Consider the following 22,833-nt stretch of genomic DNA (forward strand, 5'->3'; position numbering starts at 1 on the left):
CCGATGATCAGCCGATGATGCCCATGATGTCGGATTCCTTCATGATCAGAAGGTCTTCGCCATTGAGCTTGACTTCGGTGCCCGACCACTTGCCGAACAGGATGCGGTCGCCAGCCTTGACGTCCAGGGGGACCAGCTTGCCGCTTTCGTCGCGCGCGCCGGAGCCAACGGCGATGATCTCGCCTTCCTGCGGCTTTTCCTTCGCCGTATCCGGGATGATGATCCCGCCGGCGGTCTTGGATTCGGATTCGACCCGGCGAACGACCACGCGGTCATGAAGCGGGCGGAACTTCGACTTTGCCATTTTTTCTTCCTCGAATGAGAACGGTGAGAAACAGTTCCTCCGTCCGGCGAAGCCGGACACATAGTTAGCACTCACCATGGGCGAGTGCTAACGTGGCGCTGAAATAGGCTGCCGACCTCTGAGAGTCAAGGCGCGGGGCAGCCTCGAAAGGCGGTAATTTTTTCCACGGATTGGGGCTTAGAGAAACATCCGCAGCTGCGTGTGGATGATCGACCGGTAATCCTCGATGGTCCGGCGGCTCTCGGCTTGGCCCTCCGCGAGCGCCAGGCGCACCACGCCACCGGCGAGCTGGAAGATCAGCAGAACCATGCGTTCGAACTGCTCATGCTTGTCCGGCTCGATCAAGGCGGTGACATGGTCGCAGAACATCCTGGCCTGATGCCGGGTTTCGGCGATGTCGAGATTCTTGAGCGCCTTGTCGGCCTGGATGGCGTTCTGCAGGTCCTGGATGGCCGGATCGCTGGCGACGCGGCCGAGGTAGTCGTCAAGCAAACGGTCTGCAGCGGCGATCACGTCCTTGGCTTCGCGGACATCGGCGAGGATATCAGTCAATCGCGCGCGGCTCACTTCCGAAAACCGCTCATAGAGCATCGCCAGGATCGCCGACTTGTTGGGGAAGTAGTGGTAGACGGTGGCGATCGGCCCGCCCGCCAACGCGCCGACTTCCTTCATGGTGACGGCGTCGATGCCCTTCTCGCCGATCAGCCGCATCGTCGTCGACAGGATGGCGTCGATGCGCTCGCGGCTGCGCTCCTGCTTGGGCTTGCGCCTTGGTTCGGTCGCTGTTCGCCTTGCTTCCATCATGCACCGGTCTTTCGCACGAATTGCCAAATTCTGGTTGACAAAAAATATGATCAAGTATCAGTTTCTGAAATGCTGACAGATTGTCAGCTTTTTTGCCGCGCGGCAAGGACGTCGGGAGGCGCCTTTGACTTCGACAAATGCCGGGCACTCTGGCAATGGCGACTGGCTGGTCGGCAATCCGACCGGCGGACAACTCGCGGCGGCCCTGTGGATCGGCTCGGTCGGTCTGCTCATCCTCGGCCTGCAGCCAGTGCTGCTCGGCGCCCTTTACACCGAGGGCCATGTCAGCGGCGACGAACTGGCGCTGGTCGCAACCGCCGAAATGATCGCCATCGCCATCGGTTCGGCGATCGTCGCGATGCTGCTGTCGGCCCGCAACATGCGCTGGAAAAGCGCTGTCCTGCTGCTCCTGCTGGCGCTGGCGAATGTCTGGACGGCCTATGCCGCCGGCGCCAATGCGTTGATGGCGGCACGCGCCTTGGCCGGCCTTGCCGAAGGCGGCCTTGTCGCGGTCGCCACCGAATTGATCGCCCGTTCGCGGCGCGCCGAACGCATCGGCGGCTTTTTCGTCACCATGCAGACGCTGGCGCAATGCGCGCTTGCCCTGCTGCTGGCGCTCTATGTCATCCCTGCCGCCGGATCGGCTGGCGGCTTCCTCATTCTCGCGGTCGTCTGCGTCCTGTCGCTCGTCGTCGCCTTCGTCGTCCCCGCTGACTACGCCGACCTGCCCAAGGACGAGAACCTGACCAATGTGCTGACGATTCCCTCGATCACCGCGCTGTTGTGCGTCTTCTGCTATTTCATGTTCTTCGGCTCGGTCTGGGCGTTTCTGGAACCGCTTGGCGCCCAGTTCGGCATTGATGGCCGCACCGTCGGCCTGATCGTCTCGGCCAGCCTCGCGGCGCAGGTCTCGGGGGCGATGATGGCGACCGCGTTCGAAGCGCGGATCGATTACCGCCTTGCCGTTGCTGCGATCGGTGTGGTGGCGCTGGTCTGCTCCCTGGTTCTCGCCAGCGGACCCGACCTTATCACATTCTGGATGGCCGCCTTGGCCATGGGCTTCATCCTCCTGTTCATCGTGCCCTACCAGATCCGGCTGGCGATCACCGCCGACGAGACGCGCACCGCCGTGCTTCTGGTGCCAGCGGCACAGCTTTTTGGCCTGGCGATCGGGCCGATCGCGGCGTCCTTGCTCATCGACGGCAAGGATTTCCGCCCGGTGCCGGAATTCGCCGCCGCCAGCGCCGTTGCCAGTGTCGCCTTGCTCGGCCTGTTCATCCTCGTGTCGCGGCGTCGCCGCGCCGTTGCCTGAGCGGAGGGCAGCATGTCGAACACCTGGAGCAACTGGTCGGGCTTTGTCACCGCTGAACCCCGGCTGCTCGCCAGTCCCGCCGATGCCGGCGAACTCGGCGATCTCGTTCGCACCGCGCCCGGCCCAATCCGCGTCGTCGGCGCCGGTCATTCCTTCACGCCGCTGGTGAAGTCGCAAGGCACCATCCTGTCCCTGGAGAGGCTGGAGGGGCTGGTCTCGCATGACGCGCAAAAGCATCAGGCACGCGTGAAGGCAGGGACGCGGCTTGGTCCGCTCATGCACATCCTGCAAGGCATCGGCCAGGGCCTGCCCAATATGGGCGACATCGACCGCCAGGCGATCGGCGGTGCGCTGGGAACCGCCACCCATGGCTCGGGGCCGACGCTCGGCGCCTATCACACGCAGTTGGAGACGGTGCAGATCGTCGACGGGCTTGGCAAGGTCCGCGACTTCACCAGGGCAGGGGACCAGGACATGATCCACGCCATCGGCGTCGCGCTCGGCGCTTTCGGCGTGTTGAGCGAGGTGACGCTGAACAACATCGCGACCTACCGGCTGCGCCGCCGCAAATGGGTGCTGCCGATCGGCGACATGCTGCGCGACTTCGAAAAGATGATGACAGCGCACCGCTCGGCCGAATTCTACTACATTCCGTTTTCCGGCTATGCGCAGTTCATCGCCAGCGATTTCAGCACCGAGGCGACCACCACGCGCCCGACCGACGATGACGAAGGCTCCTTGCGCACGCTGCGCCGGCTGCGCACGGGGCTCGCCTGGCTGCCGTCACTGCGCCGCCGGCTGATCCTCGGTGCCGTCGCGAAAGTGCCGGCCGAGGATTATGTGCAGGATTGGCTCAACGTCTATGCCAGCGACCGGCAGACCAAGTTCAACGAGATGGAATATCACCTTCCGTTCGAGGACGGGCCGAAGGCGCTGGCCGAGATCATCGAACTGACCGAAAAGCGCTTTCCCGAAGTCTATTTTCCGATGGAGGTGCGCAGCGTCGCGCCCGACCAGTTCTGGCTCTCGCCCTTCTACAACAGGCCGACCTGTTCGATCGCGATCCACCACGATGCCGCCAGCGATCCGTTGCCCTTCATGCAGGCGGCAGAACCGATCTTCAGCAGATATGGCGGCAGGCCGCATTGGGGCAAGATGCACAGCCTGAAAGCGGCGGACTTCAAGAAGCTCTATCCGCGCTGGGACGATGCCATGGCGGTACGCCGCGACATCGATCCGCAAAACCGCTTCGTCTCGCCCTACATGGCCGGCCTGTTTGGCATTGAACCATGAGTGCCTATTTTGCCGCGCTCGCTGAAGCACTGAAAACGGCCGGCATCTTCCAGCCTTGCCTGCTGCTCGACCTCGACCGGCTGGATGGCAACATTGCGCTGGTCAAGGCCAGGCTTGACCCTAACCTTGCCGTGCGGCTGGTCGACAAGTCGCTCGCTTGCCTGCCGCTGCTTTCGCATATCGGCAAGAAGCTCGGCACTGATCGCTTCATGACTTTCCATCCGCCGATCAGCGCGGCGGTGCTGGAGGCGTTTCCGGGCGCGGATCTCCTGTACGGCAAGCCGATGCCGGTCGAGGCGGCCAGGGCGGCACTGGTGAGGGGCGGCAACGGCTGGTCGCGCGTCTGCTGGTTGATCGACAGTGACGAAAGGCTGGCGGAATACGGCGCGCTCGCGACCGAACTCGATATTGAACTGCGCATCGCCTTCGAGATCGATGTCGGGCTGCATCGCGGCGGCTTCGCCAGCCCGCAGACCTTGTCGAAAGCGTTAAGCGCGCTGGCATCTCACAAACGGCTGCATTGCGAAGGCGTCATGGCCTATGAGGCGCATGCGCCGCACATCCCTGGCCTGTTCGGCGGCCCGGCCAAAGCGTTGGCGCAGGCTTCGGAGAGGGTTGCCGCCTTCGTGGCGCGCCTCGGTCCGGACCAGCGCCGCATCCTGAACATTGGCGGCAGCAAGACCGCGCTGCTTCATCATGGCGGCATTGCCAATGAAGTGTCGATGGGCTCGGCCTTCGTGCTGCCCAGCGATTTCGACACAGCTGGCCTCGACGGTTTCCAGCCGGCCGCCTTCATCGCGACGCCGATCCTGAAAGTGGTCGAGCCGATGCTGCCGGGTCCGCCGGCCGTGACCCGCCTGCTGCAGGCGCTCGGCCGGTTCCCACGCAAGGGCTGCTACCTCTATGGCGGCAAATGGATGGCCGAACCGGTCTTTCCCGAGGGCATGAAGACGAACGGCCTGCTCGGCCAGTCCTCCAACCAGCAATTCATGGGTCTGCCTGCCGATAGCGTCGCCAGGCCAGGCGACTACGCGTTTCTGCGGCCGACGCAGAGCGAGGCCGTGCTGCAGCAATTCGGGCCGATAGCGGTGCTTGCCGGCGGCCGGATCGTTGATCGCTGGCCGGTGTTGCCGATGATGTGACCTTGCTGATAGTTGACTAAGTCAAGTAAATGGTTGATCCTGCGAAGGCAGGAGATATCCATGACGATTCACCATCAGCCCAACAACGAAGCGCCGAACAAGCACCTGATCGATGCGGTGCGGGCTTTCAACCGCTTCTACACCCGCCAGATCGGGCTGCTCGACGAAGGGCTGCTGAAAAGCGCCTTCTCGCTGACCGAGGCGCGCGTGCTTTACGAACTGGCGCATCGCGACGGCCTGACCGCGACCGACCTCGGGCGCGATCTCGGTCTCGACGCCGGCTATGTCAGCCGTCTGCTGAAGAAGTTCGAACGCGATGACCTCATCTCCAGGTCGACGCTGGTTTCGGATGCCAGGCAATCCTCGATTGCGCTCACCCCTGCGGGCAGGAATGCCTTCGCGCCGCTGAACAAGGATTCGCATGACCAGGTCGCAGCCTTGCTTGATCGGCTGCCTGCCTCGGAACAGGACCGGCTGGTGAAATCGATGCGCACGGTCCAGGCACTGCTGGACGAAAGCGCCGAGCCGAAAATCCCCTATCTGCTGCGGTCGCTGCAGATCGGCGACATCGGCTGGATCACCCGCCGGCAAGGAATGCTCTACGCGCAGGATTATGGCTGGGACGAAACCTACGAGGCTCTGGTCGCCGAAATCCTCGCGGCATTCGTGAAATCCTTCGACCCGAAATGGGAGCGCAGCTGGATCGCCGAGCGCGATGGCGAGGTCGTCGGCTCGGTCTTCGTCGTGCGCAAGTCGCCCGAGGTGGCGAAGCTGCGCCTGCTCTATGTCGAACCCTCGGCGCGCGGCCTTGGCATCGGCGCGCGTCTGGTCGACGAATGCATCGCCTTCGCGCGAGCCAAGGGTTACAAGACGCTGACGCTTTGGACCAACGATATACTGGGCTCGGCCCGCCGCATCTATCAGGCGGCGGGCTTCAAGCTGATCGACGAAGAGCGCCACCATTCCTTCGGCAAGGATCTGGTCGGTCAGACCTGGGATCTCGACCTCTAGCGAACGCTGTCCGGATCCCACGATGCAAGGTTGTTGGCGCCTTGCGTCGATGATATGAAACGCGGGTCGAAAAGGACCCTGGAGCGGCATATGGTAAGCCCGCTCCCTTCCACAAGCTGGAAGCTCCGTTCCCATCCAATATGGGAACCCGCGGCAAGCCCACGGCGTGCTTTACGCCGGGCTTGGCGTTCGGGGGTCTTCGCTGATCTGCGTTCCTTCGTTTGCCAGGCGCCAACGAAGGAGAAGCAAAATGCCCATCATTCGCGCCGACACCGGCGGCATCACACAGATCAATGTCTTCACCGTGCCCGAAGGCGGACAGCAGGCGCTGATCGACTTGCTGCGGGAGGCGGCAATGAGTTGCCGCGGCATTCCCGGCTGGATATCCGCCAGCCTGCACCGAAGTCTCGACGGCACGCGGGTCGTCAACTACGCCCAGGCGCAGGATCAGGCTGCCATGCAGCGGGTCTTCGAGCATCTGCGGAGCAACGGTTTTCTCGACCGCAACCGGGCCTTGGGTCAGGCTCATCCCGGCCTCTATGAGGTCGCTCTCACCGTGGAGTAGGCGAAGCGGTGGATCGTATCCCCATGCCAAGGTACGGTCCGCTCGATACCTAGGACTTGATGGGTATCCAGATCTCGAGCCCGCCATTGCCGCTGCGCGGATCGAACTCCGGCCCATAGCGTTCGAATTCCGGCGCGTCCGCTACTTCGTGCCCGGAGGCCGGCAGCCATTTGTTCCAGATCGTGTTGACGGTGCGGCGGATGGTCGAAATGTGCTCGCGATGCGAAAACACCGCATATTTCTGGGCCGGGATGCGCACGCGGCTGAATTCCCTGGGAAGGTCGGAAAAATCCGAGACCTCGACACCAGCGATATAATCGAAATTGCCGGCATCGTCGCCGTTGACGCAGACGCCATAGGCAACGTCGCCAGTCTCGCCCGGAATGTTGCCGATAAAAGGCCCGAAGCGTTGCCATTGCATCGGAATCGCGGCGCTGGTCTCGCAGCTGTAGCGTTCGCCCAGCCCCGCGATCAGGAACGGCCGGCTGGTCTCGAAGCGCGGTGGCTCGAGGTTGGCAAGAAAGGACTGGTCCATCAGGATTGGCTCCACGAGATCGAGGGTCTTGGTCGAGCCTTGCGCGCGCACCAGCTCCGGCGTCGTGCCGAACTGGTCGCGGAAGGCCCGGGTGAAGGCCTCATGCGAGTTGTAGCCGGCATCGAGCGCCACCGAGAGGATGTCGGGCGCCCCGCCGGCCAACCTGCGCGCCGCTTCGCTCAAGCGCCGCGCGCGCATATAGCCCATGACAGAACGGCCGGTAGCGGCACCGAAGGCGCGCGTCACATGAAAGCGCGACACGCCGCTGCTTTGGGCGACGTCGTCGAGTGTTACAGCCTCCGGCAGATGGCTTTCGACAAACCACAGCGCTTTCTCGGTCGGGTTCATGGGCTTCTCGCATTTGGCCGGACCATCTTGCCGCTTTCTTGCGTGGCAATTTGATCGAAATTGCGCCGCACGTGAATTTGGTCGGATAAAGTCATCGAATCGATTGCGCAAACGTTTCGATGGCACTATGGTTCGTTGAAATCCGCCAAAACCAATGAGAGCGGACTGGAACGCATCATCAGGGAGGAGCGCTTGCCAGCACTCCATTTGAGCCGCCATGCCGACAATGGCTGAGGTCGCGCGCCGCGCCGGCGTATCGGTTTCGACCGTCTCGCATGTGATCAACCGCACCCGCTTTGTCTCGCCGGAGAAGGCGCGGCTCATCAATGACGCGATCGCCGCGATGGGCTACCAGCCCAACGAGCTGGCGCGGTCGCTGAAAGTGGCCTCGACCAACAGCGTCGGCCTGGCGATCTCGGCGATTTCCAATCCCTATTTCACCGACATCATCTGCGCGGTGGAGGCCGAATGCGCGCGCCTCGGCCTCATGGTCTTCCTCTCCGACACGCAGGAGGACCCCGACCGCGAGCTTTCGGTGGTGCGCGCGTTCCACCAGCGTCGCGTCGACGGTGTAATCCTGGCGCCGTCGGGCGCGCCGCAGCGCGCCATCGATTACCTGGCCGAGAAGAAGCTGCCCTGCGTACTTATCGACCGTTTCGCCGACGAGCGTTTCGACCAGATCGGCGTCGAGAACCAGTCGTCGATGCGCGCGCTGATCGATCATGTCGCCGCCTTCGGCCACAAGCGCGTCGGATACATCGCCGGCCAGCCGGGCCTGGCAACGACGCGCGAACGCGTCGAGGCCTTTCGCGCCTCGCTGGCCGCCAATGGACTTGAGTGCCTGCCGCACTATGTCTCGCAGGAGAATGTCGACACGGCGAGTGCGACGGCATCGACCCATGCCATTCTCTCATTGCCATCGCCCCCCACCGCATTGGTCACGGGCAACAACATGACGACGATCGGGGCAGTCCGCGCCATTCGCGAAAGGGGTCTCTCCATCCCCGGCGACCTTTCGCTTGCCGGCTTCGACGACTTCGAATGGGCCGATTGCTTCGAGCCGCGGCTGACGCTGGTCGCACAACCCTGCACCGAGATCGGACGGCAGGCGGCCGCCCTGCTGTGCGCCCGCATCGCATCGACCAACCTGGAGCCGCAGGCGGTGCGGCTCCAGGCAGCGCTGCAGGTGCGGGAGTCCTGCGCGAGGCCGGCCCCCCATGAGGTCAGCCCCATGAGGCCGGCATGAGCGCGCCGCTGCTGTCCGTCACCGGCGCGGTCAAGCGCTTCGGCGGCGTCCAGGCGCTGCGCGGCGTCGACTTCGACCTCAAGGCGGGCGAGATCCATGCCTTGCTTGGCGAAAACGGCGCCGGCAAGTCGACGCTGATGAACCTGTTGTCGGGCGTCTACACGCCGGACGAAGGCACCATCCACATCGACGGCCAGCAGGTAGCCTTCAATAACCCGCGTGAGGCGCAGGCGGCCGGCATCGCCACCATCTTCCAGGAACTCGACCTGGTGCCGACGCTCGATGTGGCGGCCAACCTTTTCCTCGGCCGCGAACTGATGCGGCCGGGCGGCTTCCTCGATGTGCCGGCGATGCGCAGCGAGGCCCGTAGGCGGCTCGAAGCCATCGAATTGGCCATCGACCCGGCCAGCATGGTGGCGAACCTGTCGATCGGCCAGCGCCAGGTCGTGGCGATCGTCAAAGCACTGTCCTACGCCTCGCGCGTGCTGATCATGGACGAGCCGACTGCGGCCCTGACCGTAGGCGAGGTCGACAGGCTGTTCGACATCATGCGCAAGCTCGCCGCCAGCGGCGTCGGCATCGTCTACATCTCGCATCGCCTGGAAGAGGTGCCGCAGATCGCCGACCGGGTGACGGTGATGCGCGACGGCCGCGTCGCCGGCGTCACCGAGCCACACGCGCCCCAGGCCGAACTGGTCCGGCTTCTGGTCGGCCGGCCGCTGGACGAGCTTTATCCCGAACGCTCGACGAAGGCCGGCAAGACATTGCTCAGCTTGCGCGATGCCAGCTTCAGGCTCGCCCATGAAAGCGCCGGCTGGCAGCCGCCGAGCGGCGTCTCGCTCGACGTCAAGGCGGGCGAGATCGTCGGGCTGGCCGGCATCATGGGGGCAGGGCGCACCGAACTGCTCAGCGCGCTCTATGGCACCGGCCTGTCCGGCCGTTGGGAAGGCGAGGTTGCTATGGACGGCCGGCCTGTAAGGCTGGATTCGATCAGGGCGGCCCGCGCGGCCGGCATCGCCTTCGTCACGGACGATCGGCGCGGCAGCGGGCTGATGCTTAGAATGGCGGTGGGCCTCAACCTGGTCATGTCGGTGATCCGCCGCATCTCGCCCTTCGGCCTGATCTCGCAGCGCCGCCAGGCGGATGCGGTGAAGCAGTCCTTCGGCCAGTTCGATATCAGGCCGAAGAATCCCGACATCGCCGTCGGCGCGCTGTCCGGCGGCAACCAGCAGAAGGTGGTGCTGGCCAAGGAGATTCTCGGCAATCCCCGGCTGCTGTTGCTCGACGAGCCGACGCGCGGCGTCGATGTCGGTGCCAAGGGCGAGATCTACGCGCGGCTGAGGCAGTTGGCGGCGCAGGGGCTCGGCATACTGGTCGCCTCCAGTGAGATGCCGGAGCTCATCGGCCTGTGCGACCGGATCGTGGTGCTGCGCGAAGGGCGCAACGTGGCGGAATTCATCGGCGGCGTCGACGAGCATACGGTGCTTGACGCGGCAAATGGCAGGGAGGCCTGATGTCTGAACAGAAGATTTCGGTGACAGCGAGCCCGGCGGTGCCGGCGGCGGCGCCAAGGCATCGCGATCCGCTCGCTTTGGTGGTGCGCTTCCAGAGCCTTATCGGCCTGGTCGTGGTGGCGATCGGCGGCATCATCTTCTCGCCGCGCCGGCATGGCCAGATCCTGTTCCTCGATCCCGACAACATCGCCAACATCGTGCGTGCGGTTTCTGAAACCGGCATCATCGCCATCGGCATGACCTTCGTCATCATCACCGCCGGTATCGACCTGTCGGTTGGCGCGGTGCTCGGCCTGTCCAGCGTCGTCACCGCGTCGATGATGATCTCGGGCGGCTTCGGGCTCATTCCCACCATCCTCGCCGTGCTTATCATGGGCATCGTCTTCGGCGCCATCCAGGGCACCATCTCCACCCGCTTCCGGCTGGAGCCGTTCATCGTCACGCTCGCCGGCCTGCAGGCGGCGCGCGGCCTGGCGCTGGTCGTGTCGGGCAACCAATACATCAACATTTCCTATGGCGACGGGCCGGGCCTGGCACCGCCTGTGTTTGCGATCCTCGGCGAGCGGCTCTTCAACAACACCGTGCCGGTCGCCACCATCGTCTTCATCGTCTTTGCCGCGATCGCCACCATCGTGCTCAACACCACGCGCTTCGGCCGCTATGTCTTCGCCGTTGGCGGCAATGAGCGCGCCGCGCGCATTTCCGGCGTGCCCGTCTCGATGGTGAAGATCTCGGTCTATGCCATCACCGGGTTTGCCTCGGCTATGGCCGGCATCGTCCATGCCGGCCAGTTCAATTTCGGCAGCGCCAATGACGGCATGGGCTACGAACTGACAGCCATCGCCGCCGTGGTCATCGGCGGCACAAGCCTGTTTGGCGGCGCCGGCTCGATGGTCGGCACCGTGGCCGGCACCATCATGCTGGGCGCGCTCGCCAACATCCTGCAGCTCAACAACATCACGCCCGCCATGCAGTTGCTCGCGACCGCCGCGATCATCGTGCTGGCGGCAGTGCTTCAATCCCTCGTCCGCCGCCGCGAGGGTTTGGGTCGTTAGGAGGAAGACGGCAACGAAGTCGAAGTCAAACCAAGGTCTGGCCCCCCGGTCCGACAAGGAGGAGAGTGAGTATGAGAACCATGAGACAAGGAACGAGGCGCGCGCTTCATGCCGTGCTTCTGGCAGGCGCGGGCCTGTGCATTGCGGGATCCGCCCAGGCTGCCGACCCGATGGTCAAGGCCTGTGCCAAGGACGGCCAGTTCATCATCGGCTTTTCGCAGGCCAACAATGCCGAGCCCTATCGTCAGCACGTCAATGACGAGCTGACCGCGGCCGCCAAGGAGGTGCCGGGCTTCACGCTGCAGATCGCCGACGGCGCCGGCAACGTCAACACGCAGACCTCGCAGGTCGACAATTTCATCACCCAGAAGGTCGATCTGCTGCTGATCTCGCCCTTCGAGGCGGCACCGCTGACACCGGCGGTGAAACGCGCCATGGATGCTGGCATCCCGGTCATCGAGCTCGACCGCAAGACCGTCGGCGATCCCGGCAAGGACTACACCGCCTTCATCGGCGGCGACAATTACAAGATCGCGCTCGAGGCCGGCAAATACACCGCCAAGACCTTGCTGCCGGACGGCGGCGAGGCGGCGGTGCTGGAAGGCCTGCCAAGCTCGACGCCGGCGGTGGAGCGGCTGAACGGCTTCAAGGACGGCGTCAAGGGGAATGCCAAGATCCAGGTCGTCGCCGAGCAGGCCGCCGACTGGGTGCCGGACAAAGCCCAGACCGCTTTCGCCGCCATGCTGCAGGCGCATCCCGACATCAAGGTGCTCTATGCCTCCAACGACATGATGGCGGCCGGCGCGCTGCTCGCCGCCAAGGGAGCGGGCAAGCAGGTCAAGATCATCGGCACCGACGGCCTGCCCGGACCGGCCGGCGGCATAGAGGCCGTCGCCAAGGGCGACTGGGCCGCCACCTTCACCTATCCGACGGGTGCGAAGGAAGCGATCGAGATGTCGAAGAAGATCCTGCTCGACTGCGCGACCTCGGTGGAACCGACTGTGACGGTGGAAACGACCGCGATCACGGCGGAGAACGCCAAGCAACTGATGGGGAAGTGAGGGGCGGAGAACCCGGCCCTGAACTTGATGCGCAAGGCCCCGGAAGGGGCCTTGTTCGTTTTGGGGGCCTGCCAAAGAGTGGCAACTTCGTGCCGCATTTCGGTCATTCGCACGGCTATCGCCGTCCATCAAAAGCCGACATGGGTCGTCCAAGCGCTAACGGCCCCGCCGCCACTCGCAAGATTTCTACACCACGCGCGGTTGAACCGACCTGGGTTTGACCACGGTAGCGAGTATGATGCCGGCGACAATGAAGGCCGCACCGACCAGATCGTAATCGTGCAAATCCTCGCCGAGCAGCAGATACGCAAGCATGGCGACGAACACCGTCTGCAGGTAGAGCAGCATGCTCGCCCGACTCGCGCCGAGTGTTTCCACGCTTTTGTTGTAGAGATAGTACATCAGGGCGCCGCCGGGTCCTGCCAGATAGGCGAGCGCGAGAATGCTGTGGACGTTCATGACGGAGCGTTCGTCGTTGAACAATTCCCACAAATGGAAAGGCAACGCGACCAGCGCACCGGCGCCGAGCAGCAGCACGACCATCGGCAGGAGTTCGATGCCGAATTTGGCACGGCGCAAAAGCACGGTGTACAGGCCCCAGCAGAACGCGCTGCCGACGATCCACAACTCGCCGGCGTTGAACTGGAGTTGCAGCAGCGCCGTCAGGTTCCCGTGGGCAACGATGAAAATCATCCCGGCCAGCGCAACCAGCGCGCCAAGCGACTTCCACAGTCCGAGCGGCTCGCCAAGCACGAAACGCGCGAGCACCATCGTCATGACAGGCGAAAGCGCCATGATGATGCCGGCCGTGGTCGCGTTGGTGTCGTTGAGGCCATGGTAGATCATACCCTGGCATAGCGTGAGGCCGATTGCCCCCACGGCGACGACCTCCAAGGCGCGGGTTCGCAAAAGCCCGATCATCGCGTCGTGATGACGGTGCACAATCGGCAGCAGGATGGCGCAAGCAAGTGTCAGCCGCCAGAAGCAGAGGCCCCAGGGCGGCATTTCAGGCGCCACCCATTTGGCCGCGATATAGACACCAGCCGAAAGCAGCCAGCACAGGATGGCGGCCGGATAGCCGGTCAACGAGGATATGGGGCCGATCGCGGGTTGCGCGGCTTGATGCGCTATCGGCACTGCCTGCATGTCATGTCCTCCCCTTGGATGACGTCGGCCCGATGGAGCAACATAGCCTGCGTCGTTGGGTCGTGCATCCGTTTTGAAAGGGTCGAAAGGCGTTCGTCCGCCATGTGGTTTCCATGGAGCGAGGAGGTTCCTCAGAGCAACGTTAGAACTGCGTTCGGCTTTGTGCCCTCGGTTCGCCGCGGTTTCCTCCGCGACTACGGTCAGGTCTCATCCCTCCTGCCTGGTGAGCCGCTCGCGGCTGAAGACCGAGGCCCCGCCGCATTGCGCGGGGCAAGAGGCTTGACATTGCCGGGAATATCTTTTCAAAGGTAATGTTATTACATATCGAGCAAGGCAGTGATGGCATCAAGAAAAGAATCGTTGCGATGTGCCGGGGGCAAATCTACGATGAGCAATGATGGTCCCCGCGCCGAAAGGCAAGGGGTGAAAAGGGAACACGGTGAGACCCGCAGAGGTCGAGACCGTGGCTGCCCCCGCAACTGTAAGTGGTGAGCAAGATCCGAAATGCCACTGGCCGGCAAGGCTGGGAAGGCAGGATTGCGCTGAGACCCGCGAGCCAGGAGACCTGCCATCACAGAGTTGACCGGACGGGGTGTGCCGGGAGGAGACGTGGACGTCGGTCTTGTCGGCCGGCTCGCCAACATCCTTCCGTCGCCAATTTTGGAAAGTGACGGAAAGTTGGACGGCGCCATCGATCACCGCATCATCGTGTGCACGCTTTGCCGCGACATCCCGACCGGCATCAGGTCGGGCGAAGGCCTGTGCGCCGATCTGCGCTCCCGGCTCGCGGCCCACCATGAACCGGCCCTGGCGGATGGCTTCACGGTCGAAGGCGTCGAATGCATGGCGGGCTGTGCGCGGCCGCTGGCCGTAGCCTTCCAGGCACCAGGCAAGGCTTCCTATCTCTTCGGCTCCATCGATGCCGAGGCCGACGCCGGCGATCTCGTGCGGTTTGCCAGGCTTTACGCCGCGCTCGCCGACGGCTGGTGCAATTCCGGACAGCGTCCGCCGCGGCTGGCCGGCAAGACGCTGGCTCGTATTCCCGGACCGGCCAAGCTTGCGGGCAACAGCCGATGACCATGCCGCTTCTCGAAGCACGCGACCTCTGTGCAATGGCGAATGGGCGGGACTTGGTCCACGCGGTCAGCCTGTCGGTGGCCTCGGGCGATCGCCTTGCCATCATCGGTCCCAATGGCGCCGGCAAGACCACGCTGCTGCGCATGCTGTCGGGCATGCTCAGGCCAAGTTCCGGCGAAGTGACGCTTGGTGGGCGACGCCTGGACGCGATCTCGATCGCCGAGCGGGCCCTGCACATCGCCGTCGTCGGCCAGACCGACCAGCCGGACCCGCGGCTGGCGGTCATCGACTATGTCGAGCTTGGCCGCGTCCCGCATGCCGGCTTGAGGCGCAGGAGCGAGGAGCGCGACATCGTCGTCGACGCGTTGCGCCGGACCGGCCTGTTGCCGCTGCTTGCCCGCGCCATCGGCTCACTGTCGGGCGGCGAACGCCAGCGCGCCCAGCTGGCGCGCGCCATCGCCCAGCAACCGAAAGTACTGTTCCTCGACGAGCCGACCAACCATCTCGACCCGCGCGCTCGCGGCGAGCTGCTCGAACTTGTGGCGGGCTTCGGCATGACGGTGATCGCGGTGCTGCACGATCTGGCTCTGGTGGCGCCCTTCGCCACCCGGGTCGCGGTGATGAACGACGCGCGGCTGCATGCGCTGGCGGCCCCGCACGAAGCGCTGACGCAAAAACTGATCCGCGAGATTTTCGGCGTCGACGTGTTTCGGCTGCGCCATCCGACCGAGGACCGCGAACTGACGGTGTTCGATGTTCCGAACCGCGCCGCGCCGCCATCCTGATCGAACCCATCCCTCATCCGACGCTGTTCAACCAAGGAGCAAAATCCGTGAAACGTTTCGCACTGTCGCTCGTCTTCTCGCTGCTGGCCTCGACAGCCTTTGCCTTCCCGGTCACCGTCGACAGCTGCGGTAAGCCGCTGACTTTCGACGCGCCACCCAAGCGCGCCGTCATCCATGATCTCAACATGGCCGAGATGGCCTTCGCACTGAAGCTGCAGCCGTCGATCGTCGGCCTGACCGGCATCACCGGATGGTACAAGGTCGGTCCCGAATTCAAGGCCGAGCAGGGCCCGATTGCGGAACTCGCGCCCAAGTACCCGACGCTCGAAAACCTCGTCGCCGTCGAGCCCGATTTCTTCTTCGCCGGCTGGTACTATGGCATGAAGCCGGGCGGCGACGTGACGCCCGACACGCTCGCTCCGCACGGCATCAAGACTCTGGTGCTGACCGAAAGCTGCGTCCATCTAGACAAGAACCGCCCGGCCGCCTCGATGGACCTGCTCTATGGCGATGTCGAAAAACTGGGCAAGATCTTCGGCAAGGAGACCGAGGCCGAAAAACTTGTTGCCGGCTGGAAGGCCCAGCTCGCGGATATCACCGCCAAGGTCGGCGGCGCGAAGGGGACGCGTGTGTTCCTCTATGACTCAGGCGAGGACAAGCCGTTCACCGCCGGAAAATTCGCCATCCCGAGCGCCATGATCACGGCGGCCGGCGGCGACAACATCATGGCCGACATGGATACCAGCTGGGGCAACACGGACTGGGAAACCGTGGCGTCGCGCAATCCGCAATTCCTCATCCTGCTCGATTACCAGGATGGCGGCGGCTACAAGAAACTGCTCGATTTCCTGAAGGCCCACCCGGCGATGAAGGAGACGGACGCGGTCAGGAACGAGCGCTTCGTGGCGCTGCGCTATGCCGAACTGACGCCCGGACCGGCAAATATCGAGGCGATCGCCAAGATCGCCAAGGCGATGCATCCGGAAGCCTTCTGATGCTTCTTGCGCCTGGGCATAAATCCGGTGCGCTTTCAGGGCACAAGGCATTCGCGCTGGCGATAGTGGCGGGCACGGTGGCGGTCGTAGCCCTCGTCCTGCTGTCGATCGCCTATGGTTCGACGCTGATCCCACTGACCGACGTTATCGCCTCGCTTGGCCATGCCGTCGGCTTGAACGAGCACCAGGTGTCTGGCCCGGTCGGCAAGATAGTCGTCGATCTCAGGCTGCCGCGCACGATCCTGGCGGTTTGTGTCGGTGGTGGCCTCGGTATCGTCGGTGCGTTGCTGCAGACGGTGACCCGCAATGATCTCGCCGATCCCTTCCTGTTCGGCCTGTCGTCGGGGGCGGCCGCGGGGGCTGTTTCCGTCATCACCGTCTTTGGCGACAGTTTTGGCATCTGGACCTTGCCGGTCGCGGCCTTCACCGGCGGCATACTGGCCGCCTGCATCGTCCTGCTGCTGGTCGCGCGGGTGCGGGGGCAGGGGCCAGAGCGGCTGATCCTCGCCGGCCTTGCCGTATCCTTCCTGTTCACGGCCGTGACCAACTATCTGGTCTTTGCCGGCGACCAGCGCGCCGCCCATTCGGTGCTGTTCTGGACGATGGGCGGGCTCGGCCTGGCGCGCTGGGACAATGTCTGGCTGGGCGCCTTGGGGGCCGGCACGATCGCGGCCTACGGGCTGTGGAACCATCGCAGGCTGGACGCCTTCCTGGCGGGCGAAAGCGCCGCCGAGAGCCTCGGCGTGCCGGTGGCACGGATGCGTAGGACGACGTTTCTCGTCGCCGCCTTTTCGACGGCAATTCTCGTCTCGGTCGCCGGCGTCATCGGCTTTGTCGGGCTGATGATCCCGCATCTGTCGCGGCCGCTGGCCGGTCCCTTGCATCTGCGCCTGATCGCCAGCTGTGCGCTGTTCGGGGCGGTACTGTTGCTGGCAAGCGATCTCCTGGCGCGAACCCTGCTGCCGCCGCAGGAACTGCCGATCGGTATCATCACCAGCTCGCTCGGCGCCTTCTTCGTCGTCACGCTCGTCGTGAGAAACCGCCTGTGAATGGCAGTTCCACCTGTCCGGCTGTCGTCCAGGAGGCCGGGCGTTCACCAATCCCTAACCAAGATCGCGTTGCACGACCGTCATGCACTTTTGCCGGCTTTCGCCACAACATCGCATCTTGAATAGTGAGCACGCTTATTATATGTATCGCTCATGGTTTCTGATGGCATAGACAGGCTGGGATTTCTGATCCACGACGTGCAGCGCCTGATGCGCAAGCGTTTCGAGACGCGCGCCAGCGGGCTCGGCCTGTCGTCGGCGCAATGGCGCCTGATGGTGCGTGTCGCCAAGGAAGAGGGTGTTACCCAGGCCCGGCTCGCGGAATTGCTCGAAATCGAGCCGATCAGCGTTTCGCGCCTCGTCGACCGGATGGAGGAGGGCGGCTGGATCGAGCGCCGCGCCGACGCCGCCGACCGCCGCGTGCGCATGATCTTCCCGACCGCCAAGGCGAGCGCCGCCTATGCCGAGGTCAAGAGCCTGGCCGGCGAAGTCTATGAGGAATCGCTTGTCGGCGTTTCGCCGGAGGATCGTCGCGTCCTGATCAGGGCGCTCGATGCGATGGCCCAGAATCTCGCAGACGGCGATAGCTCGTCTTCGGAAAAAGTCGAGCCTACGAAAGGCGCAGCAGCATGAACGCGGTAGCCAAAGTCAACGAAAACGCCGCCAAGGTGGAGATGGAAGCGCCGGCCCAGCCGGCTGCCGCTCCTGTCGCGGTCGCTCCTCCCGTGGAGCCGGCCCCGGCGCCTAAGAAAAAGCGCCGCATGGGCCGCTTCTTCTTGATGCTTGCCTTGCCGGCGGCCCTGATCATCGGCGGCGGCTATGTCTGGGTGACCGGCGGACGCTACCAGGAGACGGAGAACGCGAATCTGCAGCAGGCCAAGGTGTCGATCGCCTCGGACACGGCCGGCCGCATCGTCCAGGTCGCCATATCAGACCATCAGATGGTCAAGCAGGGCGACCTTCTGTTCACCATCGATCCCGAGCCTTACCGGATAGCGCTTGCCCAGGCCGATGCCGCGGTTGCCGCGGCGCGCCTCAATGTCGAGCAGCTGCGCGCCGCCTACAGCCAGTCGATGGCGCAGGAGAAGTCCGCCAGCAGCGAGGTCGACTACGCCCAGTCGCAATATGACCGCGCCGCCGACCTCGCGCAGAAGGGAATCAACGCCAAATCGTCGCTGGATGAGGCCCGCAACGATCTCGACAAGGCAAAGCAGCAGGTCGCCGTCGCCCAGCAGGGCATCATCAGCGCCAAGGCCGCGCTCGGCGGCAACCCCGACATCGAAACCGACAAGCATCCGACCGTGATGGCCGCGCTCGCCGCGCGCGACAAGGCCGCCTACGACCTGGCGCGAACCACGGTGAAGGCGCCCGCCGATGGCGTCATCTCCCAGGCCTCGTCCTTCAAGGTCGGCCAGTTCGTCGGCTCCGGCACGCCGCTGTTTTCGCTGGTCGAGACCGACGACACCTGGATCGATGCCAATTTCAAGGAAACCCAGCTCACCAACATGAAGCCGGGCCAGAAGGCCGAGATCGTCGTCGATACCTATCCGGGCAAGACCTTCGAGGCGACGGTCAAGGCGATCGGTGCGGGAACGGGTGCTGAATTCTCGCTGCTGCCCGCCCAGAATGCCACCGGCAACTGGGTCAAGGTCACGCAACGCATCCCGGTGCGCCTGGAACTGACCGATCCCGACGCCAAGATGGCGCTGCGGACCGGCATGAGCGCCTCGGTCACCGTCGACACCGGCATTGCCCGCGGCTTTCCCGCCATATTCGGCCACGCCACGGCTGGCGAGGTCGCGCAGTAAAGTCGGCGGAAGTCCGCGACGGCCAGGCGGGTCAAAGCGGACAGCCAAGATTGGTCCGAGGGGAGGCGTGAGAAGGATCAGCGTTTTGTTCAAGCCGTGTCGCGGCCTGGCTGAAATCTGAAATCTTCGACACGGATCCTTCGGTCCTCATGTTTCCGGGCGGCAGGTATCCGCTCACCAGAGACTTTCGGTCGATGTAACCCCCACATCGATAATCGCGTCCCACCGCGATGAAGGTCTCTCAACGGAGGCTTTGCCGCCCGGAAACCCCTGTGTACACGGTTTTGTTACCTGCTGGAAGTTCCGCATCATGAGCACGCCAGAGCCATTTCGAGAAGTGCCGCATCGCGGCCTGATCACGGTTGCGCTCATGCTGGCGACGATCATGCAGGCGCTCGACACCACCATCGCCAATGTCGCGCTGCCGACCATGACCGGCGACCTCGGCGCTTCCCCCGACAACATCAACTGGGTGCTGACCTCCTATATCGTCGCCGCCGCCATCATGACGCCGGTCACCGGTTGGCTCGCCGACCGCTTCGGCCGCAAGGAATTGTTCCTGACGGCGGTGGTCGGCTTCACCATCTTCTCCATGCTGTGCGGCCTGGCATGGAGCCTCGAAACCATCGTGCTGTTCCGGCTGATGCAAGGCGTGTTCGGCGCCGCCATCGTGCCGCTGTCGCAGACCTTCCTGCTCGACATCAATCCCAAGGAACGTCATGGCCAGGCCATGGCGATCTGGGGCGCCGGCATCATGCTGGGGCCGATCCTGGGCCCGACGCTGGGCGGCTGGCTGACCGAGAATTTCAACTGGCGCTGGGTGTTCTTCATCAACCTGCCGGTCGGCATCGTCGCCTTCCTCGGCATGGCGGCCTACCTGCCGGCGGTTGCCCGCCGGGTGCGCAGCTTCGATTTCTTCGGCTTTGCCATGATATCGCTCGGCGTCGGCGCGCTGCAGCTGATGCTGGATCGCGGCGGCGAGGTCGACTGGTTTTCCTCGGTCGAGATATGGATCGAACTCGGCTTGGCCATCACCGGCTTCTGGGTGTTTATCATTCACACGATGACCGCGGACCATCCCTTCATCGATCCGAAGATTTTCCTCGACCGGAATTTCGTGACCGGGCTGGCGTTCATCTTCGTCATGGGCGTGCTCATCCTGGCCTCGATGTCGCTTCTGCCCCCGATGCTGTCGACCATCTTCGGCTATCCGACCATCACCATCGGCATCGTCATCGGTCCGCGCGGTATCGGCACGATGATCTCGATGCTCGTCGTCGGGCGCATCATGGGCAAGATCGACGCCAGGATTCTCGTCGTCATCGGCTTTCTGCTGACCGCGCAGTCGCTCTACACCATGGCGAGCTTCACCCCGCAGATGGACAACTGGCTGATCATCAGCTCCGGCGTGATCCAGGGCCTGGGCATGGGAATGGTGTTCGTGCCGTTGTCGACGGTCGCTTTCGCCACGCTCGACGCACGCTACCGCACCGACGCAACCGCACTGTTCAGCCTGGTGCGCAATCTCGGCTCGTCGATCGGCGTCTCGGTCGTGACGGTGCTTCTGGTGCGCAACACGCAGATCAACCACGCCGAGCTTTCGGCCTTCATCAATCCGTTCAATCCCAATCTCTGGGCCGTCTCGCCGGCGGCAGCGGGCGGCGATCCGATGGCGCTGTCGGTGGTCGATCGCATGGTCAATCTCCAGGCCATGATGATCTCCTACGTCAACGACTTCAAAATACTGATGGTGATGACGCTGGCCGCCATCCCGTTCGTCTTCCTGCTGCGCAAGCCAAAGGCTGCGCCGTCCGGCGGCGCAGCGCCTGCGGCGCATATGGACTGAGCTCCGGTGACAGGCCGTTATTTGATGAGAAACCCCAGGCGACGACGAAGTAGGCTACCTGCCGAGCACCAGCGACCAGTAGCGCAGGTTGGGGTCACGCCCGTCGCGGACATAGGCGAGCCCGAAGCGGCTGAAATCAGGGTCGAGCATGTTGCGCCGGTGGCCCGGCGAGTGCATCCAGATGTCGAACAGTTTCTGCTGGTCGAAGCGGCCTTCGGCGATGTTCTCGGCCGCGGCGCCCCGCACGCCATTGTCCTTCATGCGCGAGGCGAAATCCTTGCCCCAGCCCGTGGTGTGGCTCATGCGTTCGCGCGATGCCATGTAGCCGGCCTGCTGCATCGCGGCCTGTTCGAGCTGGGTGTCCGGCGTCAGCGGGCCAAGCCCGGCCGTGGCGCGCAAGCCCGCCAGGGTGGTAGTGGCGGAGGAAGAGACGCCTGCGCCTTCGCCCGTCGGTACAGAGACGGTGCTGCAGGCGGAAAGCATGGCAATGGCTGCGAGGCCTGCGACCTTGAGCAGCGTGCGCCTGTTCGGGTTCGGGATTGGGGAGTTTGCGGTTTTCGCGATTGTCATGCCCACCTGACATACTGGCGATCATGGCTTTTGCCGGGCAGGGCGGCAAAATCCGAGACGGAATGCGGATTAGCCGCTCATTTCACAAGCGTGATGAGGCGGCTGGCATACATTTCGCGATTTCCAAACACGGCCGTGCAGTCGGTTTTGATGGATGAGTTTCCGGTCATCTGCACGGTCAAGCCAACAAACCTCAGACAGTCGCCCTGACCGCTCATATCTGAGTTGCCGGCAAAGGATATCGCCGCGTCCGGCGCATAGACGAACCCGCTGATCACGGAATTTGCACCGCCATTCAGCGTCAGTGCCGATGTGTTGCCGCGGTTCTCGAAAATGGTGATGCCGGCGTAGGGACCGCTGGTGGGTGGGGATAGGTTCACCTGCTCATTGGCATTTATGGTGATCTGTGAGCCCTCCATGAGGAATAAGGTCACGCCCTGACCGGTCAGGCTGCCGTTGCCGCCGGGTTTTAGAGTGACGCCACGGAAGATGTAGACGCCCGGATTGAGCGTGATGTTTCCCGACAACGTCTTGTCGCAATAGGTTCCGGGCGACAGCGTATAGGTTTTGCCGTTCGGGACCGGCAGGCACAAAGTGTTAGGGGGAGGAACGACGTCCGCCAGAGGATCGAAAGATGCATATTGGTGTTCGAGCGGGGCTCCGCAGGTGAGATTGGCGCTGGGCGGCGAAAGCCCGTAAGTGCCGCCGACGGTCGAGACGCAGCCCGCCGAAATCTGCGCGGAACCACCTCTGCTGACAGCATCGGATGCATCCGAGTTTGCCGCGATGACGCAACTGCTCATGGAGACATTGGTCGAGCCCTGCAGGCTTACTGCGGCCGACGCATGTGGATCGAGCGCCAGGACGCAGGCTTGCGCACCGGGATTCATCTTGACCGTGGCCGAGCGGTGAGCTGGCCATGGGGCCGCGCCATTGATGAAGCTCGGACGGTTGATGCTGGATGAAAGCGAGATGTAATAGGCGCTCGGGCCGCCACTGGCGCTTGCCGAAAAAGCCGAGACGCTGTCTGCGTATTCCTGCTGGTCGGCGAGGCTCAAATTGGCCGCGAAGAATGTCAACCCAAGTGCCTCGACATCACTCGCGGCCATGCTGGGTAGGTACTTCGTGCCGACGGCAAGTCCAGCCGCGTCCAGCGAGTTCTGCAGTTGCGCGGCGTCGTCACTCGTGCCCGTCAGGTCGATCGCGCCGGCCACCACAACCATTATCGGCAGCATCGCTATGGCGGTCGCCATGGCAAAGTTGCCGCGCTCTGAAGGCCAGAAGCCTCTCAATGTGAACATCGTCCGTCGCCAAGGTTTGCAAAGCCCAGGTGATACGCTCGGGATATCTAAGAGTAATTTAAGCAA

22 protein-coding genes and 1 riboswitch are annotated in these 22,833 nt (G+C 63.9%); of the genes, 16 read left to right on the forward strand and 6 right to left on the reverse strand.

Annotated elements, in window-relative coordinates; all coding sequences use genetic code 11:
* Positions 1–7 precede the first annotated feature (7 nt).
* Both groES and QQK95_RS09195 read right to left on the reverse strand, forming a co-directional pair.
* On the reverse strand, positions 8–304 hold the full coding sequence (groES, locus tag QQK95_RS09190; RefSeq protein WP_010915433.1) for a co-chaperone GroES: 297 nt from the start codon (positions 302–304) through the stop codon (positions 8–10).
* Between the two features lie 177 nt (positions 305–481).
* Positions 482–1,108: a TetR/AcrR family transcriptional regulator gene (locus tag QQK95_RS09195; RefSeq protein ID WP_284271289.1), complete on the reverse strand. Its 627-nt coding sequence runs from the start codon at positions 1,106–1,108 to the stop codon at positions 482–484.
* A gap of 124 nt (positions 1,109–1,232) precedes the next feature.
* On the opposite strand from QQK95_RS09195, the gene QQK95_RS09200 reads away from it, so the two are divergent.
* The 5 genes from QQK95_RS09200 to QQK95_RS09220 all read left to right on the forward strand — a co-directional run bounded on the left by QQK95_RS09200 (position 1,233) and on the right by QQK95_RS09220 (position 6,431).
* The gene (locus QQK95_RS09200) at positions 1,233–2,420 is read left to right on the forward strand and encodes an MFS transporter (protein WP_284271292.1); all 1,188 of its coding nucleotides are present in this window, start codon (positions 1,233–1,235) and stop codon (positions 2,418–2,420) included.
* A 12-nt stretch (positions 2,421–2,432) separates the two neighbouring features.
* On the forward strand, positions 2,433–3,713 hold the full coding sequence (locus QQK95_RS09205) for a D-arabinono-1,4-lactone oxidase (protein WP_284271294.1): 1,281 nt from the start codon (positions 2,433–2,435) through the stop codon (positions 3,711–3,713).
* Positions 3,710–4,855, forward strand: coding sequence for a DSD1 family PLP-dependent enzyme (locus QQK95_RS09210; RefSeq protein WP_284271296.1), 1,146 nt, complete (start codon positions 3,710–3,712; stop codon positions 4,853–4,855). The genes QQK95_RS09205 and QQK95_RS09210 overlap by 4 nt, the downstream gene beginning before the upstream one ends.
* Before the next feature lie 60 nt (positions 4,856–4,915).
* Positions 4,916–5,866: a bifunctional helix-turn-helix transcriptional regulator/GNAT family N-acetyltransferase gene (locus tag QQK95_RS09215; RefSeq protein ID WP_284271299.1), complete on the forward strand. Its 951-nt coding sequence runs from the start codon at positions 4,916–4,918 to the stop codon at positions 5,864–5,866.
* Between the two features lie 250 nt (positions 5,867–6,116).
* Complete coding sequence (locus tag QQK95_RS09220) at positions 6,117–6,431, forward strand: antibiotic biosynthesis monooxygenase (RefSeq protein ID WP_284271301.1); 315 nt, start codon at positions 6,117–6,119, stop codon at positions 6,429–6,431.
* A 49-nt stretch (positions 6,432–6,480) separates the two neighbouring features.
* Here QQK95_RS09220 and QQK95_RS09225 read toward each other — a convergent pair whose 3' ends face one another.
* The gene (locus tag QQK95_RS09225) at positions 6,481–7,314 is read right to left on the reverse strand and encodes an AraC family transcriptional regulator (protein ID WP_284271303.1); all 834 of its coding nucleotides are present in this window, start codon (positions 7,312–7,314) and stop codon (positions 6,481–6,483) included.
* 217 nt (positions 7,315–7,531) lie between these two features.
* Between QQK95_RS09225 and QQK95_RS09230 the strand changes: the two genes are divergently transcribed.
* The 4 genes from QQK95_RS09230 to QQK95_RS09245 all read left to right on the forward strand — a co-directional run bounded on the left by QQK95_RS09230 (position 7,532) and on the right by QQK95_RS09245 (position 12,190).
* Entirely contained in the window at positions 7,532–8,560 is a 1,029-nt protein-coding gene (locus QQK95_RS09230) for a LacI family DNA-binding transcriptional regulator (protein ID WP_284271305.1), read from the forward strand.
* Positions 8,557–10,074, forward strand: a complete 1,518-nt coding sequence (locus tag QQK95_RS09235) for a sugar ABC transporter ATP-binding protein (protein WP_284271307.1) — start codon at positions 8,557–8,559, stop codon at positions 10,072–10,074. Before QQK95_RS09230 ends, QQK95_RS09235 begins: the two co-directional genes overlap by 4 nt.
* On the forward strand, positions 10,074–11,129 hold the full coding sequence (locus QQK95_RS09240; protein ID WP_284271309.1) for an ABC transporter permease: 1,056 nt from the start codon (positions 10,074–10,076) through the stop codon (positions 11,127–11,129). Before QQK95_RS09235 ends, QQK95_RS09240 begins: the two co-directional genes overlap by 1 nt.
* A 71-nt stretch (positions 11,130–11,200) precedes the next feature.
* On the forward strand, positions 11,201–12,190 hold the full coding sequence (locus QQK95_RS09245) for a substrate-binding domain-containing protein (protein ID WP_284271311.1): 990 nt from the start codon (positions 11,201–11,203) through the stop codon (positions 12,188–12,190).
* A gap of 186 nt (positions 12,191–12,376) precedes the next feature.
* Here QQK95_RS09245 and QQK95_RS09250 read toward each other — a convergent pair whose 3' ends face one another.
* Positions 12,377–13,336 (reverse strand): DMT family transporter, encoded by a 960-nt coding sequence (locus QQK95_RS09250; RefSeq protein ID WP_284271314.1) that lies wholly within the window; start codon positions 13,334–13,336, stop codon positions 12,377–12,379.
* A gap of 381 nt (positions 13,337–13,717) precedes the next feature.
* A riboswitch (cobalamin riboswitch) is annotated at positions 13,718–13,923 on the forward strand.
* A gap of 91 nt (positions 13,924–14,014) precedes the next feature.
* Here QQK95_RS09250 and QQK95_RS09255 point away from each other — a divergent pair.
* The 7 genes from QQK95_RS09255 (at position 14,015) to QQK95_RS09285 (ending at position 20,896) form a co-directional block, all read left to right on the forward strand.
* Positions 14,015–14,413 carry a DUF1636 family protein gene (locus tag QQK95_RS09255; RefSeq protein WP_284271316.1) on the forward strand — a complete coding sequence of 133 codons (399 nt, stop codon included), beginning with the start codon at positions 14,015–14,017 and terminating at the stop codon, positions 14,411–14,413.
* Positions 14,410–15,198 carry an ABC transporter ATP-binding protein gene (locus tag QQK95_RS09260; RefSeq protein ID WP_284271318.1) on the forward strand — a complete coding sequence of 263 codons (789 nt, stop codon included), beginning with the start codon at positions 14,410–14,412 and terminating at the stop codon, positions 15,196–15,198. The genes QQK95_RS09255 and QQK95_RS09260 overlap by 4 nt, the downstream gene beginning before the upstream one ends.
* Before the next feature lie 47 nt (positions 15,199–15,245).
* Positions 15,246–16,193, forward strand: a complete 948-nt coding sequence (locus tag QQK95_RS09265) for an ABC transporter substrate-binding protein (protein WP_284271319.1) — start codon at positions 15,246–15,248, stop codon at positions 16,191–16,193.
* Positions 16,193–17,242, forward strand: a complete 1,050-nt coding sequence (locus QQK95_RS09270) for a FecCD family ABC transporter permease (protein ID WP_284271322.1) — start codon at positions 16,193–16,195, stop codon at positions 17,240–17,242. Before QQK95_RS09265 ends, QQK95_RS09270 begins: the two co-directional genes overlap by 1 nt.
* Positions 17,243–17,395: 153 nt before the next feature.
* Positions 17,396–17,875, forward strand: coding sequence for a MarR family winged helix-turn-helix transcriptional regulator (locus QQK95_RS09275; protein ID WP_284271324.1), 480 nt, complete (start codon positions 17,396–17,398; stop codon positions 17,873–17,875).
* A complete protein-coding gene (locus tag QQK95_RS09280; RefSeq protein ID WP_284271326.1) occupies positions 17,872–19,050 on the forward strand; it encodes an HlyD family secretion protein in 1,179 nt (392 codons plus the stop codon). Before QQK95_RS09275 ends, QQK95_RS09280 begins: the two co-directional genes overlap by 4 nt.
* Positions 19,051–19,360: 310 nt before the next feature.
* Positions 19,361–20,896 (forward strand): DHA2 family efflux MFS transporter permease subunit, encoded by a 1,536-nt coding sequence (locus QQK95_RS09285; protein ID WP_284271328.1) that lies wholly within the window; start codon positions 19,361–19,363, stop codon positions 20,894–20,896.
* Between the two features lie 54 nt (positions 20,897–20,950).
* Here QQK95_RS09285 and QQK95_RS09290 read toward each other — a convergent pair whose 3' ends face one another.
* Both QQK95_RS09290 and QQK95_RS09295 read right to left on the reverse strand, forming a co-directional pair.
* Positions 20,951–21,466, reverse strand: a complete 516-nt coding sequence (locus QQK95_RS09290; RefSeq protein WP_284271330.1) for a CAP domain-containing protein — start codon at positions 21,464–21,466, stop codon at positions 20,951–20,953.
* A gap of 77 nt (positions 21,467–21,543) precedes the next feature.
* Positions 21,544–22,767 (reverse strand): TadE/TadG family type IV pilus assembly protein, encoded by a 1,224-nt coding sequence (locus tag QQK95_RS09295; RefSeq protein ID WP_284271332.1) that lies wholly within the window; start codon positions 22,765–22,767, stop codon positions 21,544–21,546.
* Positions 22,768–22,833: the final 66 nt, after the last annotated feature.

The organism is Mesorhizobium huakuii (assembly GCF_030160235.1).
Lineage (GTDB): Bacteria > Pseudomonadota > Alphaproteobacteria > Rhizobiales > Rhizobiaceae > Mesorhizobium > Mesorhizobium huakuii.